This window comes from Paenibacillus terrae (assembly GCF_000943545.1).
Lineage (GTDB): Bacteria > Bacillota > Bacilli > Paenibacillales > Paenibacillaceae > Paenibacillus > Paenibacillus terrae_A.
The window spans coordinates 60,622-77,571 of sequence record NZ_JTHP01000022.1 but is presented as its reverse complement, the minus strand read 5'-3'; the positions used below and the strand labels follow the sequence as shown (position 1 = coordinate 77,571).

Sequence of the window (16,950 nt, the reverse complement as noted above, 5' to 3'; positions counted from 1 at the left end):
CCCTATGCAGGGAAAGGATGTATCCGGTATTAGCTACCGTTTCCGGTAGTTATCCCAGTCTCATGGGTAGGTTGCCTACGTGTTACTCACCCGTCCGCCGCTAGGTTGTTCTAGAAGCAAGCTTCTACAACAACCCCGCTCGACTTGCATGTATTAGGCACGCCGCCAGCGTTCGTCCTGAGCCAGGATCAAACTCTCCATTAAAGACCAACCGAAGCTGGTTTATAGAAAGAGCGATATGCTCATTTTGAAACTGACGAGATAAAATATCTCATTGTTCGCTTCCATTTTATACAGCCTGATGGCATGTACCAAAATCTCAGCGTTGGATTTTGCAAGCAAAATCCGTACTCACTCGTTGTTCAGTTTTCAAAGATCAAATTCTTTTTCGCTGTCTTTTTCAGCAGCTATAAGATCATATCATGTTCGTTTCAGAAATGCAAGCTTTATTTTTTCTTCTTTTATAAAGAATATTTTACCCAAGCTTTTCATTTTCGAAACGGCTGTTTAGTTGTCAGCTCAAATAATATATCATATATCCAAGCAACTTAGCAAGCACTTTTTTGTTTCTTTTTTTAAATTATCTTTTGACCTTATCAAAGTCAGCCGAGGGGCAATAGCCCCTCACGTTTTAGCTAGTAACTCCCTCTGGCTCAAATACTTCCACAGGCCAGTGTAACTCCACGCCTTGGCGAAGCAGCCTGCTTTGAAAATGCCCCAGATGCTCTGGCGATTCGCTGACTTCTATCGGGAATACTCCGTTGGACACACAGTAAGCCGCCAGGCTACCCGCTGATTCACCTATATTCCACTCCGTGGGGTGCAGCCGATAGCAACCATTTGCGATTTGAGTCATCCCTATATTTTTACAGGCGGGAAGCAGATTACGCACTCTCACCGGAATAAGGGAGCCTAACGGAATTTCATAGGGGTAATTAGGAATGTAAAATGTCCGCTGAGATACAGTGGTAGGATGGAGATCCAAATGATAGCTGCCTACACCTACGCTGTCCGCATATCGTTTTGGCCCATCCGTCCCCCGTAGCTCACGACTTACATCGAACTCTGATATCGTATACTTGGCTTGAATTCGGCGCGATTCGCGAATATAGGCGGTTTTGGCCAGACCATCTGAGGTACCAAGGAAATCTCCACGAGGCCGAATGCCCGGATAACCGAATCCTCCATCTAACCGGGGTGCTTCGGTCTGGAGCCAATAGATTAAAGAACGGGTCAATTCACGGGCGCCTTCTCTATGTCTTTCCTGCTCCTGAGCGGTAACACCGATTAACGGACCGAGGTAATAATCATTTTGCGCCCAGTTTAAAAGAGTTACCTCTCCATCATTTAACGGTTTACTCCATATAGAAGGGTCCACAATGCGACGGTAATCCCACAGAGATACAATGCCCTGATCGTTAGGAAACAAAGTGAACTGTTTTAGTTTGCTGGTATCATCCGCATCCGTAGCAAACCAGCTCAAAATCGGGAAACGGGAAAAGGAAGGAATATAATTCCTCCAAAAATCATATTGTAGCGGTCGCTCTATAATGAAGCTTCCATGCGGAATGTAATCCACGGCTGCCACATGTGTGATGGATTGCATATCCATAGGGTCAGCGCACTCCAGCGCATGAGGTTCACCTGTATCATCCCGCGACTCTGCTCCACTCGTATGCTCCACCCCCGCCAGCGGAAGAAGATCTCCGCATTCCGTGGCATCCAGATAAAATGTTCCGTGCAGCACCATCACCCCACATCCATCAACAAGGCTATCCGAGGTACGAACAGTTACAGAAGAGATACAGTCCCCATCCGTGTGAGCAGCAATGGGCACGGCATGGTAATATACACGAACACGCCCCGTATTCAAATAGGGAGCAAGCATATCCTCAAGCACCCGCAGAGCAACTCGTGGTTCATGAGCCAGACGGCTTACCCAACCGTTACCGGGATTAAGAATCGGGTCATTTTGGGCTTCTTCTGTTAAAGGATAGTTCTGACGGTAATAGTCACGCACACGATTACGGAACTCACGGTATGTTGCTGTGCAGCCAAACTGTTCGATCCATCGGTGCTCATCCGGGGGGACGGCCTGTGAAGTTAACTGTCCTCCCAACCAGTCCGTCTCCTCCGTTACGATGACTCTCATGCCAGCCTTCGCTGCCGCAAGAGCTGCCGATGTTCCTCCTAGACCTCCGCCAATCACAACAATGTCGGTATCAAGCCGATTTTGCGTCATGGTTCGTTCCCCTTTCATACTTGTTCTAGGAATCCGTTAGTTCAAAAGCAAGCCGTGCCGCACCGATCATTCCAGCGCGATTCCCCAGTAACGCCCGGTTTACTTTCGTTCCGACTCCCAGCTCTTGTAGATGCTTTTCCAGCAAGGGCCACCAGACTTCTCCCGCGTCTGCTACCCCTCCGCCTACGATAATAGCCTCGGGATCAAGAGTGACCGAGATATTGGCTAGAAGTACGGCTAAATCTGCGGTGTAATCGTCCAGTACCTGTAGCGCCTCCGGGTGACCGTGAGCAGCCTCCTTCATGATCTCGATTCCCGAGCGATACTGTTTACCTGTGTATTCTCTGGCCCGGCGTAACAGTGCGCTACCTGATACATACTGCTCGGCGCAGCCCTTTTTTCCACAATTGCAAGGAAGGCCTCTTGGGAATAAAATACTATGCCCCCAATCGCCGCCGCTCCAATGAGCCCCTCGGCACAACAAACCATCTTCTATATATGCGCCACCGACGCCTGTTCCCAAGGTGAGCATGACCAAGCGCTGCTTGCCCCTCCCCGCTCCCTGCCATGCTTCTCCTAGCAAAGCGGCGTTCGCATCATTGTCGGCAACAGCACGTAAGGCGAGATTCTCCCTCGCCCACGTAATTAAGTGCGTACCTTGCCAGCCGGGGAGATTATCCGTGGCATATACGACTTCACCGCTCTCCACGTTTACTCTGCCAGCCGTAGCGATCCCCAGAGCGTCGATACCGATGCCGCCGCTGATGCTGTTGCTGGTGTCTCCCAGGGAGCGTTTCAGTCCTTCTACAGCTTCGGATACCCGTGACAGTACCCAATCACGCCCGCGAGAAGCGTCCGTATCCAACCGGATTTCATCAAGTACCGAACCATCTTGTTCCACTACAGCGGCCTTCACTGATGTTCCTCCAATGTCGATCCCTATGACTCTGTTCACAGCATCTGCCACTACAGCGTCCTCCTTGTTGCCAAACGATATCTACAAACACGCTCTTTTACGTAAAGCTTCTATAATAGCAAGTCATATACCACAACAATAACTAACGATAGGACACAGCCTAATAGACCAGTTCTCCGCTTAAAACCTCAATAGCTTCGTTCAATGACCGCCCTCGCTGTTTTTTCCTTCATCAGTTTGGTATGACTCGTGTGCTTACGAGCAAGCCCTTCGCAGAGGAGGTCAATGACGAATAGCTGCGAGATTTTGGCTCCAATCGAACCGCCCTCCATCGGAGCTTCCTTACCTGCGGTGAGCAGCACGATATCCGCAATGGAGGTGATGGGCGATTTTGCATAATTGGTGATCGCGATAATGGTCGCGCCGTTTTGCTTGGCTTTGTGCAGCATGTCGTTCGTATCCAGCGTACTTCCTGATACACTGATACCAATAGCCACATCTCCGGGCTTCATGGACACCGCCATCATCGACTGGATATGTCCGTCTGCCACGGCTTCGGCGCGCCGCCCGATTCGTAAGAAACGGTTTTTGGCATCCTGCGCGGAAATTCCCGAAGCACCTACACCAAAAAATTGAACATAGCAAGCCTGTTCGAGACACGCTATCGCACGTCCAAGCTCTGAACGGTCCAGCAGTCCCATACTAGAGTGCAAAATATCAAGCATATTGTGATACACCATGCGAATAATATCATGTTCGTTGTCCGGGTCGGTGTTTTCCCCACCCGTATCGGTTTTGCGATAAGTCTGGTTTTGCGCCAGGGACAGTCGGAAATCCTGATAACCTTTAAAACCGATTTTCCGGCAAAAGCGCATGACGGTCGTCTCGCCTGTACCTGCAAAATCAGCTAACTCCGTCACGGAGAAATATATGATATCTGCCGGGCGCTCCAGTACGCACAAAGCAACCTTTTGCTCCGATTTGGTTAATGAAGGAAAGTACGTATTAATTCGGTCGTTCATCTCCATAGATGCATTTCACTGCCTTCCTTGCTGCATCGGCAAACCGCTGCGTAATCAATTGGGGTCTGGTAATCGCCGAGCCTACAACCACTGCATATGCACCCAGCCGGAATGCTTCCTCCACCTGCGCAGGCTCATGGATTTTCCCCTCCGCAATTAAAGGCACGGGAACCAGCTCCGACGCTCTCCGAACCAACTCCAGATCGGGTCCATCGATCTGAGCAGAATATGGCGTATAACCAGATAACGTTGTGGATACGCAGCTTATACCGAGGGAAGCGGCATGAAGCGCCTCCTCCAGTGTGGATATATCCGCCATGGAAGCCACTCCATGGCCGTGGGCGTAATCTATGAGCTGCTTCAGCCTGCATCCCCCCGGGCGCGGACGTGATGTAGCATCCAGGGCGATGATATCCGCGCCTGCGTCCACCAGTTCCTCCATCTCTCGGAGGGTGGGCGTAATGTAAATATCGGAATCATCATAATCCCGCTTGATCAGACCGATGACTGGCAGGGAAAGCGCCTGTTTAATCGCACGCACATCTGCTGCGCCATTGGCGCGAATGGCCACAGCTCCGCCCTGCTGAGCGGCGCGTGCCATTTTGACCATGGAATCCGATCCGTGCAGCGGTTCATCGGGTAGCGCCTGACAGGATACGATCAGGCCATGCTGAACTTTTGATAATACAGCTTCCATTCCCATTGGGATCACCCTCTCTCTTCGACATGATGCCGTACGGTCAATCCGACTTCAAAGGTGCGGTTCCACGGCATATAGCAATCTGTAATTTCCACGTGGCCCTCCGGCCCGTTTACATATTCGTCGAGCGCCTGCTCCAGTCGTCCGCGAATGACCGCAGCAACCGAACCTCTCTGTCCATCGAGCATAAGCTTGTTGAAGCCCATTTGTTCCACAATTCCATTATTCATGGCGGTACGCACCACAGCGCAATAACATGCATCTTCGGCGTAACGCAACGCCAGAAAATCCAGATGCTCTGTTGTAGGCCCGTAGTGGCTATACAGCATGGACTGGGCAATGACGGTTCCCAGCGTATTGGAGCTGGTGTTCCAGCCGGCATAACCTGCCAGCTCAAAAAGAAGCCCTTTTTGCTTCAAAAGTCTAAGCAGCTTAAGATCGGCTCCGTTGGCATAGCCTACATCAGCTACCGCAATATTTTTGCCTGTATACCGCAGCATATGGGCACCGTATTCGACCAGCTCCACCACGTTTCGGTATACATCATATCCGGCCATTGCACGCTGTTGGGAGGATGCTTCTGCCATGGCGTCTCCGGGCGTGTTAGCCAACAGAATCAAATCAGCCTCTGTCGCTGAAGAAGCGATCAGTCCACCTGCCGCCATAATCTGGTATTTTAACGTTTCATAAAAATAACGATCCTCAAAAAGCGGAATCACGAATGCTCCCTGCAAAGCGGACAGCCTTGGATAGACAAGCGGCACAGCATTCTTCGCCTGGTTAACCCACCGCGCCAGCAGCGTACAGCCCACTTCGTCTGCCCCCGGATACATGTACACACTCAAATCCAGCCCAAGATCGGAAATACGATTTCTTAGCCGCTGCTGATCCTTGGCGGTATAGCCGTAGGGAGCAGAATCATCTTGTGGAATGATCATAAAATCAATGATACCCTCTGCTACCAGCTCCAGTGCGGCTTCATTAGCTTCCAGATTCACACGGCGACGTCCCAGGTAATCCTCCAGTATCTCTACAGGCAGACGTTCGTTGATGTCGGATAATTCAAGAAGCTCCTCTGCGGTAGCAATTCCCAGCTCCTGACGATGCTCAATAAAGCCCTTCCTGAATATCTCGCGTCCCCAATCGGCGTAGTAATCCGGTTCTTCGTCAGCCAAAGAATATTGCGGACAACGCATAATCAGTTGAAAAGCATATAAGGTCATCTGCGGATAAAGCCGCTTGAGCCTGCGAAGTCGATTCACCTTGTCACCGACCTGCTCACTTGTCATTCCATGCAGCCGGGACGGTACGATTCCGCCGTACAGCAGCGTATCCATCGCAATAATGGCTCCATCGGCCCCCGCTGCACGTTCTTCGAGCCAAGCCCACAGTTGGGTCGTATCACCGGGAATTTTCTTTTGTCCCATCCATTCCATAGGGGGACGCTCGATTTCCAAATCTGTGCCCTGCGCCAGTAAATAAGGAAATTCATAATTACAGGGCCGCTCATCCAGCGGCACAAAAAGCACACGAGTGTTTGGCTTCACCACACGCATCCACCTCTCCTGAAAATTACCGTTATCCTAACGGCAAATGGTTATTTTCAGGGCAGCTACGCTGCCGTTTTTCCGTTAAATCAAAGACATATCATTATTTTCAGGGCAGCTATGCTGCCGTTTTTCCGTTAAATCAAAGACATATCATTATTTTCGGGGCAGCTATGCTGCCTTGGTTTCTTGATCCATCGGCAAAATGCTCACAAGATCAGTCGATACTTGCCTTGTTCATCCTGACTGACGTAGCCCCACCGCTCGGCTGCGCGGATCGCCGGATCACTGCCGAGCCGAGCCTCCGTCTCTAGACAGGCAGTGATACAGCGCCGGAGTTCGCCCACGACTTCGTCCGGCAGGAGCACAGGCCCTTGCCCGCCAACCACTTCCGGCGGCGTACTGCTCTCCTCTGCCTGCGTACCGCTCTGCCCCTCGCTGCTGACCACAGCTTGGCGCAGCGTACGCCACAGATCAGCGTCCAGCTCGGCGCGTTCCAGCCACGGCGTGGCCTGTGCTACGAAGCCTGCCGCCGGATCATCGGCGGGTACTTGCCGCAGGACGCTCACGGCTTGGAGCAGCCGCTCAAAGTACATATCCAGCGCCGGGATATCGCGCAATTGCAAAGCAAGGTCCACGTCCTCATACGCGCTGCCGTCCAGTCGGCTGTTCCTGTTTTGACGGCAGAAAAACATCAGTTCCTCGACGCGCGCTCCCGCTAACTCCCGCACAGCCCAATCCCAAGAAAGTTCCGGCATGTACCGCTCACTGTTCCACATATAGTGGGACATCGTAATGAGCGTCACTTTGGAGCATTCCCACTGATTCATCGGGTTGGCTACCATACCGGTATGTCCGCAGTCTGGAAGCCCAGAATACCGCCCGCGCAGCGGATCGAGGAATAAGCGGTCACGGTCACAATCATTCACCGGAATGTTATCCCACAGCCACAGCTCATGCCCAAAGAACGCATGATTATCGGCAGCTTGCTTCCGACCGATATGCGGAGCAAACACAAAGTATCCGGTCCAGAACACCTTAATCTCCGGGTGCAGCCGCTCACGGAAATCCTTTTTGTATTCGGTATCCCAATACGACCAATATTCCGAAGGACAGACTGTCAGCGTAAATTCAGGTAGCCGCTCTGTCAGCCATGTATGCACCTTGTTCGTCAAAAAGACATGAGCGTGGCCCGAGCGGCCCAGCAAATGTCGATTTTCTCCTTTTAATACATAATCAATGTCATCCATTAATATGGAAAAATGGTGTACGCCAATGGCAATCACAGCCGCCAGCTTTTCCGTCAAACTGAGGAAATCTTCATCGCTGCCAAAGCTCAGGTCGTTCCCCGGACTGATGCAGTAATGAAAATCCACCTCATGCTGATCGCAGGTTTCCTTTAAATCGCTAATCTGCGCAAACGTGTCTTCCGGGTACGGCTCTCGCCATAGCTCCCGGTGATACGGGTCATCCTTGGGAGCATACATGAATGTGTTCATCCGATGCGCAGCCATAAAACGGACGGCATCCAGCCGATTCGCCTGGCTCCATGGTTCTCCGTAAAAGCCTTCAATAATCCCTCTGACCGGAAAAGAAGGCTCATCACGAATGGACACTACAGGAAGTGCACATCGCTCTTGTTCGACTTGAAGCAGCAAATGCAGGGCATCCATGCCGTATTTGAGCCCTCTTTTATTAGCTGCATGAATTTCAATTCGACCTTCCTTGTGAATCTCCAAACGATAGCCGTCTGCAACGAGCGCTCCATCGTACTCCAGTACCAATTGCACGCTACCGCGTGTTTCGGTCGGCACGCCTGGTCCTGGAGGCAAGATCAGCTTGATCGGCCCATCGGGGTCCAGAACGCCTTCATATTCCTGATTCATCCCAAAGCGGGAGGACAGCTCGCAAATCAAACGCGGTTCGGGTATAACCAGCTTTTCTCCACTGTCATACACATCACGAAAATAATATTGAATCTCCTGCGTTGTTAGCCCCACACGGGAATTGGGCCGCGTTCCTTTCGCCAGCTCCATCGTAACCGTCTCCCCTTCCATTCACGGATCGTCCGTATCCAATATTTCCGGTCTATCCTTTTACTGCACCCGCCAAGCCTTCCATATAGTAGCGCTGTGTGAACAGGAACAAGATAATGATCGGCAGTACCGAAATCATCGTGCCCGCTGCAATCCAGCCGAAGTTATAGGCAAATTGACCATTGAGATACGTGAGCGCAGCCGCCAGCGGATATAGCTCCGTGTCGTTCAGAATAACGATAGGCCACAGGAAGCTGTTCCAGAACGACATGGCCTCCAGCAAAGAAATCACGGCGAGCGCTGGCTTCACCAGCGGTAGCACCAGCTGCCACCAGATTCGGAATTCCGAAGCGCCGTCCATTTTGCCGGAATCACGTACATCGGTAGGAATATGGATAAACGTCTGCCGCATCAGAAAAATGTTGAAAACGGAAACAGCTCCAGGCAGCACCACACCCAAATACGTATTGCCCAGATGAAGCCCCTGAATGGTCAAGTAATGTACGATGAACGACGTATATGAAGGAATAATCATGGTGGAAATTAGTAGCGTGAACACCAGATTTTTACCCTTAAAACGAAATACAGCCAAGGGATATCCCGTCAGACTGGCAAGCACCACATTGAAAATAACGCCAAGCGCCGTAATGATCACCGTGTTCAGCATATACTTCGGAAAGTTCATAAACTGCCATACCTGAGCATAATTTTCAAAATCAATAAAGGTCGGGAAAATGGCGGGCGGCGTGGAGAAAATGTTGCGGCCCGGCATGAGCGATACGCTGAGCAGCCATAGGAACGGTCCCATTAAAAAGAGTGCGAGCAGCACCAGCAGTACATAGATCACCGTCATCCTAACAATTCGCCCTAGGTTGCGCATTGTGCGGCTATTTTCATTTTTCGGAAGGGGCGACTGTAGCATTTTGTCATCCTGTAGATTCATCAATAGGGATTGACACCGCCTTTCCTATTGAATCGGAATACGATAATACTGAGCACCCCGATCACGGCACCGACAATTAAACCAAGCGCCGAAGCATAACCAAAGTTAAACTGCTCCATCCCCTTTTGGAAAATATACAAGCTGGAGGTCAGCGTGGCTGTCCCCGGCCCACCCTTGGTCAGTACATACACCTCATCGAACACGCGAATAGCCGCCATAAGCGATATGAGCGTACAGAAAAGAACGTAGGGTCTTAATAACGGGAGTGTAATATGGACAATTAGCCGCCAGCGGCTTGCTCCATCTACTCTGGCGGCTTCGTACAGGTCTTGTGGAATGTTCTGCAAACCGGCCAGATAGAGCATCATATAATACCCGAGTCCCTTCCACATCGTGATGAACATGAGTACATACAAGGCCAAGGAACTGTCTGACAGCCAGTGAATGTCCTTACTGATCAAGCCTGCCTGCATGAGCAAATAATTCACAACGCTGTTATTGCCAAGCAACCAGCTCCAAATTAAGGCCACGGCTACCATAGAAGTTACGACAGGAATGTAGTAGGTCGTACGAAATATTTTAATTCCTGGTATACGGCTGTTCACCAGCACAGCCATCAGGATGGAGAAAATTTGAAGAAAGGGAACAATGAGCACGTACACCAATGAGTTCCAGATCGAAATGAGAAAGTTGCGGTCCTTAAACGCTGCCTCGAAATTATCCAGACCGACATAATGGGTATCCGATATGACCGAGTAGTCCGTCAATGCCAGTGGAATGCTGTAAATAATAGGCCAAAATACAAAGACGGCAAGCAATAACAGTCCCGGCGTCATAAAGGCCCAGGCCGTAAAGGATTCCGACCTCAACCATTTGATCATGCTGCATCACCACCCGATTTTGATAAATGAACAGGAGAGCCTTTGTATGACTCCCCTGCTGAACCTATTGCTTTAAAATATCATTCACTTCCTGCTCCAAAGCAGTGAGTGTCTGCTTCGTGTCCGTTCCGTTCAATATAATATTTTGAAAAGCACGCGTAACAGCACTGTTCACGTCCTTGGCATTAGGAACACCGACCATGTAGTCTGTCGCCTTATCCAAGCTTTGCGCGGACACCACTTTGGCTTGTGCTTCCAGTGATTGATCAGACTGTGTGAAGTACGGGTCTTTAATGGAATCCTTCGTGGAAGGTAGCGTATTAGCCGCTTTGGAAAAAGCCGTCTGGCTCTCCGCATTTGTCAGGAAAACAGCAAACTTCACCGCTTCATCCACATGTGCAGACTTGGTCGGTACGACCAGATCCATGGTGTTGGACAGCCGTACATCAGCTTTACCTGTAGGTACAGGAACAGCGATCGTGTTCTTGTATACGTCCGGCGCCGCCGTTTTGATAAAGTTGATGAACGTCGGGCCTGCCAGCTCGAAAGCAACCTGCTCACCCGCATAATATTTCACTTGCTGTGAAAATTCAGCGTCCTCTTTGAGCACGACACCGTCTTCCATCTGCTTTTTGAGATTATCAATCATGGTGACCGCTTCCGGTGTATTGAACGCCGCTGCTGTCTTTTCTTTATTCAAAATCGGAATCCCGTCTATGGCAAAAAGCTTGGATACAAGCTGCTGCGCATAGCCTGCTTTACCGATTTTTCTATTGATCTGGCGGCCCCATTCTGACAATTCCTCCCGCGTTTTGGGCGGATGGGCAGGGTCTAATCCGGCTTCCTTCACCAGCTTCGTATTCATGTAGAGCACTTCCGTGCCGGTATACCAAGGTAGTGCATAAGCCTTGCCGTTAATAACGGTAGAATTATAAATACCCTCGAAATAAGCTGCCTTTTCCTCCGGGGACAAATGCTCATTCATGTCCACAACAGCACCCTTGGAGCCCATTTGGCTGGCAAATTCCGTATTGAGATTCACTACATCCGGACTGCTGCCACTGGCGATACTCGTCAACAGCTTGTTGGTCACTGCGTCATAAGGGTAATCCTTCCAGTCAATTTTGACATTGGGATTCTTCTCCTCATAATCGGCAATCACCCGATTGAAATACGGGGTGAATGTAGGCTGTAGCGCAATGGTCCAAAATTGCAGTGTCACTTTTCCTCCGTTTACGTTGTTCGGGTTTGAGCCTCCGCCTCCGCAACTGCTTAGCAGCACAACCAGCGCGAGCATGGAAACAAGCAACCGTAACCTGCCTTTCGCTTTCTTCGTCACATGGTGACCCCCTTATTCTTAGTTGATTAAGGCAAATTATAGCAGAAATACCGTTGGAGAAGGAACGTTTTTTCAATAAAATAAATTTAGAAGGAATAATTTTTCTTTTATTAGGCATCAAAAAGACGCCTCCGTTAGCAGAGACGTCTTTTTGATCAATGAACCTGTTGAAGGTTCAAGTCTATTTAATAATACGGGGCCATGAATACGTACACGAGTACCCCGGTCAAGCTGACATACAACCAGATCGGCATGGTCCAGCGTGCAATTTTACGGTGTTTCGCCACCTGCATCGTCCATCCCCATACAACTGTGAACAGGGCCAGTGGTACGATAATGGCAGCCAGTATGCTGTGTGAAATCAGCAACGTAAAGTAAATCGGCCGAATAATACCCACCCCGCCAAATTTTGCAGTGTCCGGCGAAATATAGTGGAAGGTCAGGTAGGAAAACAAAAATAAAACAGTGCTGGCGAAGGCCAGTAAAACAAATGTTTTATGCACTTTGACGTTCTTCTTGATAATGGCAACCAACGCCGCCACCAGAAAAATAAACGTGAAACTGTTAAAAATCGCATTCAACCTTGGGAAAATGGTGATATCGAAGCTAACACTACCCTGGTATCCAATCGGCGAAAAGAACAGCAGCAAAATAATCACGTTGGCTATGATGGAAACGGTGATAATCAAGGCTGTGAAATTACGTTTGCTCGTTGGAACGTACTGCTTGTCCTCACTCGCTTTATTCATAATGAGCGTCTCCTTCGTTTAAATTCAAACTTTTCGTTTTCGGTTGTGGTAATAACCATATTATATTATATAGAACCTGAGGACGGCCTGTGAAGTGACAACAGTATGAACAATTTCACAGCCGACAATTTAAAAATGTGCTTTAGCATCTTAGAATAACCATTTTCTTAACATGAGCATTTTGCAACAATCCCAAGAGCGATTTCAAATCAGCAATATATAGATCGAAACGGTTTAGTTCGTCTATCTATTGTACTTTCGAGCGTTGGGAATCGAATGATGCAAAATGCTGAACATATCAACGGTAGAATGCGCCATTTCAGGGGCTTTATACACGCAAAAAAACACCGGGAAGGCCTGAATACCTGTCCCGATGCTGTGGTGTCTATGCACTTGTGGCGCGAGAGTTCCCCTTGTTTACTGCTGCCAGACGTCACTATATTCTTGATGACGCTTGAACAGGGCCAGTGCGTACGAGCAAGCGGGAACGACCTTTTTATGCTGATCCCTCGCCATTTGCACGACTTTGTCAATCAGCTCCTTGCCGATCTTTTGCCCCCGCAGCTTTTCGGATACAAATGTATGGTCAATGACCAAGGATTGGTCATCTATGGATTTATAGCCTACTTCCGCAACCACCTGTCCATCATCCACCATGACTACGGCATGGTCCTCCTCGCGAATTTGTCTCATGAAACCGAGCCCCTTTCTGCCGACGATTAGATATCCTTATCATTCCCCGATTTGAGGTCCAACGAAACATCTCATACATTAGAATTTGCAAAATCCTCACATAAAAAGAAGCCTGCCGTCGACACTATCCTTATTCCAAAAAGGCGAGGCGAGGTGTTGTATTTGCGTTCGGAAATGAAACCCGTTATCCCGTTTGAACCTGTGCAAAGTGAACGAATCCCTACGGAGGGCCTGTGGCGGTACGAAATAAAATGGGATGGCACGAGAATTTTGACATATCACAATCAGGGTAGCACACGTCTGTTTAACCGGAAGCAGCATGAACGAACGCTTTTATATCCTGAACTCGCTTCATTTCCCTCATATTGCCAGGCCGATTCGGTCATTCTGGACGGGGAAATGATCGCACTGGGAGCCGATGGGAAGCCCTCGTTTCATGACATTATGCGCCGCGACCTGATTCGTCGAACAGATCGGATTCAAGCGGCTTATGAAGCTGTGCCTGCTACGTACATGCTGTTTGATATCGTGTATCTGAATGGCGAATGGGTTCACCGAAAACCATTGGTAGAAAGGCTCGAATTATTGCATCAAGTCATCGTGCCGAATGAACGGGTTCAACTGGCGCCTGCTCATCCTGATGGACAAGCTCTGTTTCAGGTGATGCGCAGCGAAGGAATGGAAGGTATCGTATGCAAACGTTTGGACAGCCCTTACACATTTGGCGGGAAGGATGGGCGATGGGTCAAGGTCAAGAATTATGGCGATAGCATCGCTGTCATTGGAGGCTACACTTTAAACGGAGGCGTCATCAATGCTGTGTTGCTGGGGCTGTACGACAAGCAAGGAAGGCTGCGCTACATTGGACATGCAGGCACGGGGAAGCTTACGCGAGAGGACTGGCGTCAGCTTACGGAGCGACTAAGACCGCATACCATTTCAGCGCGGCCTTTTGTCAATGAGCCGGATCGTCATCGGGATGCAATATGGGTACAGCCTATGTATACCGCCAAGGTTCAATACAGTGAGTGGCGATGGCAGGAAGGGCGTACCCTCCGCCAGCCCTCTATACAGGCTTTTGTAAATCAGGACGTAGGGCAGTGCATTGGACCTTGGTCAAGATAAGTTGTGCAAATATATTTTAAAAAAAGCGGAATAAAGTTTGTATAAATCATTGCAACCAGTGGTTAATTAAATTACAGTTAACTAATTAACTACATCGAGGTGGATCGCATGTTCTTTTTCTTGGACTCCGAAATTCGTCAACTGGCCTATAATCTGTTTCCAGGTGGCAATAAACCGATTGGTGTTTTGGTAGAGCTATTTTCTATAACGTATGAAATTCGTAAAGGCATGGAGAAACGTTCACGTGAATTCGGGCTCTCCTATGGGCAATATATAGCACTTTGTGTTCTTTCTGCGCAAAGAGACGAAATGTCATCCCCTTCTGCATTGGCTGAGAAAATGGGTGTAAGCCGGGCAGCGATCAGTTCCATGGTCATTTCCCTTGAACAAGATGGCTACATTAACAAATACGATGATCCGAATGACAAGCGTGGCGTCTTTATTTCTCTGAACGATAAAGGAAGAGGCAAGATCAATCAAATGGACCCTTTTTTCATAGGACTGGCCTCACGCCTGTTGTCGGACTTTAGCGAGTCGGAAATCTGCCAGTTTGAAACCTATCTGTCACGCGTACGGTCTGCATTTGAAGTTGTGAAAGGTTCGCGTCTAACTGATTCCAGGGAGGGAGAAGAAAAATGGTGCGAAGACTGAAACAAAGGCTGTTCGTGAAGCTTGCGCGTATATCCGCTGGCAGAATGGTGGCGGCGTCTGATTTCAAGCCATCTCATTCTCCGAAGGTGCACCGGGAGGAACGAATCATCCCCACTTCTGTAGGTGACTCCAGGGTACTTGTATATGAGCCTGCCAACCGGACTGGCGATCCACTGCCTGTATTCGTCAATTTTCATGGTAGCGGCTTTGTGATGGGCAGTGCAGAAATGGATGATGCCTGGTGTCCGGTCATTGCCGAACGTGCCAATTGTGTCGTCGTTAATGTCGATTACCGCTTGGCCCCGGAGCATAAATTCCCTATTCCGTTACAGGAGAGCTATGATGTTACTAAATGGTTGTACAAGCATCCTGATGTACTGAACGTCAATCCCCAGCTCATTGCCGTCGGAGGACATAGTGCGGGCGGAAACCTTGCCGCAGCGATTTGTCTAATGGCCCGGGATCGCAAGGAATTTCCCATCGTATATCAGGTACTGGATTATCCTCCTCTGGATATCGCCACCGATCCGAAGCAGAAGCCTCAATTTAAGCAGGCGATTCCGCCGCGTATCGCAAAAATTTTTAATGACAGCTATTTGCACACTCCGGATGAGGCACGAAACCCATTGGTTTCGCCTGTTTATGCAGAATCACTGCATAATCTCCCACCCGCACTGATTATAACCGCCGAGTTGGACTCCTTGGCTGACGAAGCCGAGTTATACGCCAAACGGCTGATTGAAGCGGATGTACCCGTGACCTATAAAAAATATATGGGCGCTGCCCATGCCTTTACACATAGCGGTGATCTCGCCCTAGCCGAGAGCGCCTGGCATTTGATGAGCGATCAGTTGAAAATGGCCTTTGAATTTCGCATCGGAGATGTACTGTCGGAACTAAAGAAATAAAAAAGAAGCCCCTGCCTCCGCTGCTATAATGCAGTGCTGGATTCAGGTGGCTTCTTTTGTATTGTAGCCTGCTTCCGAATTACAGACTGTTAAAAGCGTCTGTCAGTACAGGTACGATCTGCGATTTGCGGGATACGACACCTTTCAGAACGGCTTTATTGTCGTCGAGCTGCACATTGTAGGCTTTTTCGACCGCTTGTGCTTGGCTTCCCAGCGCAATACCAATGGAATCACTGTTCACAATATCCGTTACGACGAACAGGAACAGGTCCAGGTTTTTAGCTGCAATTGTTTGGGACAGCGCTACTTCCAGCTCGGACTGACGGGACAGCACGTCGTTCACATCTACCGCGTTCACTTGCGCAATTTCCACTTTGCGTCCGTTCATCTGGAATTCCTTCGCATCCAGACTCACCAACTGCTCAATAGAGTGACGGCTTAGATCAGCTCCTGCTTTAAGCAAGTCAAAGCCATAGCTATCTGCATCCACACCAGCGATTTCAGCCAGTTCACGGGCAGCAACTACGTCTTGGTCGGTGCAGGTTGGGGATTTGAACAACAGGGAATCGGAAATGATCGCGGACAGCATTAGACCTGCGATTTCTTTTGGAACCGCTATCCCGTTTTCCTTGTACAGCTTGTTCAAAATTGTGGCTGTGCAGCCTACAGGCTCAGCGCGGAAGTACAACGGCTGGCTTGTTTCAAAGTTAGCGATCCGGTGATGGTCGATGACTTCAGTTACACGCACTTTGTCAATGTCAACTGCACTTTGCTGGCGTTCATTATGATCGACCAGAATGACGCTGTCTGTTTCCGCAGCAACCTGTTCAACCAGACGCGGCGCACTCACTTTGAAATAGTCCAGTGCATACTGCGTTTCCCCGTTTACCTCGCCCAGACGAACCGGCTCCACGTCCGCGCCCAGTTTGGTTTTCAAGTCTGCATAAGCAATAGCTGAGCAAATGGTATCCGTATCCGGATTTTTATGCCCGAAAATCAATGTTTTTGCCAACATAATCGACTCCTTTGCACTAAGCATTTTACATCCTCATAAAATATCAACAATTCCAATGCAGATTATATCATTAAATCTCGTATTCTCCCATTCCCCTTTGAATGATTTCAAAAATAATCTAGTAAATTCATAACATTTCCATGGAATACGTACGTGAAGTTAACCTTATTTTTTCTAAATATA

At 49.2% G+C, this 16,950-nt stretch carries 15 protein-coding genes and 1 rRNA gene; 3 read left to right on the top strand and 13 right to left on the bottom strand.

Annotation, left to right across the window (positions count from 1 at the left end):
* The 12 genes from QD47_RS12880 to QD47_RS12825 all read right to left on the bottom strand — a co-directional run.
* A 16S ribosomal RNA gene (locus QD47_RS12880) occupies positions 1-204 on the bottom strand; the annotation flags it as partial.
* A gap of 427 nt (positions 205-631) precedes the next feature.
* Positions 632-2,242, bottom strand: coding sequence for an FAD-dependent oxidoreductase (locus QD47_RS12875; protein ID WP_044646504.1), 1,611 nt, complete (start codon positions 2,240-2,242; stop codon positions 632-634).
* Positions 2,243-2,267: 25 nt separating this feature from the next.
* Positions 2,268-3,209, bottom strand: a complete 942-nt coding sequence (locus QD47_RS12870) for an ROK family protein (protein WP_044646503.1) — start codon at positions 3,207-3,209, stop codon at positions 2,268-2,270.
* 137 nt (positions 3,210-3,346) lie between these two features.
* The gene (locus QD47_RS12865; protein WP_044646502.1) at positions 3,347-4,186 is read right to left on the bottom strand and encodes a MurR/RpiR family transcriptional regulator; all 840 of its coding nucleotides are present in this window, start codon (positions 4,184-4,186) and stop codon (positions 3,347-3,349) included.
* On the bottom strand, positions 4,164-4,883 hold the full coding sequence (locus QD47_RS12860) for an N-acetylmannosamine-6-phosphate 2-epimerase (protein WP_044646501.1): 720 nt from the start codon (positions 4,881-4,883) through the stop codon (positions 4,164-4,166). The genes QD47_RS12865 and QD47_RS12860 overlap by 23 nt, the downstream gene beginning before the upstream one ends.
* A 5-nt stretch (positions 4,884-4,888) precedes the next feature.
* On the bottom strand, positions 4,889-6,430 hold the full coding sequence (locus QD47_RS12855) for a DUF4127 family protein (RefSeq protein WP_044646512.1): 1,542 nt from the start codon (positions 6,428-6,430) through the stop codon (positions 4,889-4,891).
* Between the two features lie 206 nt (positions 6,431-6,636).
* Positions 6,637-8,463: a protein O-GlcNAcase gene (locus tag QD47_RS12850; RefSeq protein ID WP_044646500.1), complete on the bottom strand. Its 1,827-nt coding sequence runs from the start codon at positions 8,461-8,463 to the stop codon at positions 6,637-6,639.
* Between the two features lie 52 nt (positions 8,464-8,515).
* Positions 8,516-9,406, bottom strand: coding sequence for a carbohydrate ABC transporter permease (locus QD47_RS12845; RefSeq protein WP_044646499.1), 891 nt, complete (start codon positions 9,404-9,406; stop codon positions 8,516-8,518).
* Positions 9,406-10,287, bottom strand: a complete 882-nt coding sequence (locus QD47_RS12840; protein ID WP_044646498.1) for a carbohydrate ABC transporter permease — start codon at positions 10,285-10,287, stop codon at positions 9,406-9,408. The genes QD47_RS12845 and QD47_RS12840 overlap by 1 nt, the downstream gene beginning before the upstream one ends.
* A gap of 64 nt (positions 10,288-10,351) precedes the next feature.
* Positions 10,352-11,626, bottom strand: a complete 1,275-nt coding sequence (locus QD47_RS12835; RefSeq protein ID WP_044646497.1) for an ABC transporter substrate-binding protein — start codon at positions 11,624-11,626, stop codon at positions 10,352-10,354.
* Between the two features lie 185 nt (positions 11,627-11,811).
* Entirely contained in the window at positions 11,812-12,375 is a 564-nt protein-coding gene (locus QD47_RS12830; RefSeq protein WP_044646496.1) for a DUF420 domain-containing protein, read from the bottom strand.
* A 417-nt stretch (positions 12,376-12,792) separates the two neighbouring features.
* Positions 12,793-13,068 (bottom strand): GNAT family N-acetyltransferase, encoded by a 276-nt coding sequence (locus QD47_RS12825; protein ID WP_044646495.1) that lies wholly within the window; start codon positions 13,066-13,068, stop codon positions 12,793-12,795.
* A gap of 162 nt (positions 13,069-13,230) precedes the next feature.
* Between QD47_RS12825 and QD47_RS12820 the strand changes: the two genes are divergently transcribed.
* From QD47_RS12820 to QD47_RS12810, 3 genes are all read left to right on the top strand, one after another.
* On the top strand, positions 13,231-14,193 hold the full coding sequence (locus QD47_RS12820; RefSeq protein ID WP_082067177.1) for an ATP-dependent DNA ligase: 963 nt from the start codon (positions 13,231-13,233) through the stop codon (positions 14,191-14,193).
* Positions 14,194-14,301: 108 nt separating this feature from the next.
* Positions 14,302-14,844 (top strand): MarR family winged helix-turn-helix transcriptional regulator, encoded by a 543-nt coding sequence (locus tag QD47_RS12815; RefSeq protein ID WP_044646494.1) that lies wholly within the window; start codon positions 14,302-14,304, stop codon positions 14,842-14,844.
* Entirely contained in the window at positions 14,829-15,752 is a 924-nt protein-coding gene (locus QD47_RS12810; RefSeq protein ID WP_044646493.1) for an alpha/beta hydrolase, read from the top strand. The genes QD47_RS12815 and QD47_RS12810 overlap by 16 nt, the downstream gene beginning before the upstream one ends.
* A gap of 79 nt (positions 15,753-15,831) precedes the next feature.
* On the opposite strand, the gene QD47_RS12805 is transcribed toward QD47_RS12810, so the two are convergent.
* Complete coding sequence (locus QD47_RS12805) at positions 15,832-16,767, bottom strand: manganese-dependent inorganic pyrophosphatase (protein WP_327204670.1); 936 nt, start codon at positions 16,765-16,767, stop codon at positions 15,832-15,834.
* Positions 16,768-16,950 lie beyond the last annotated feature (183 nt).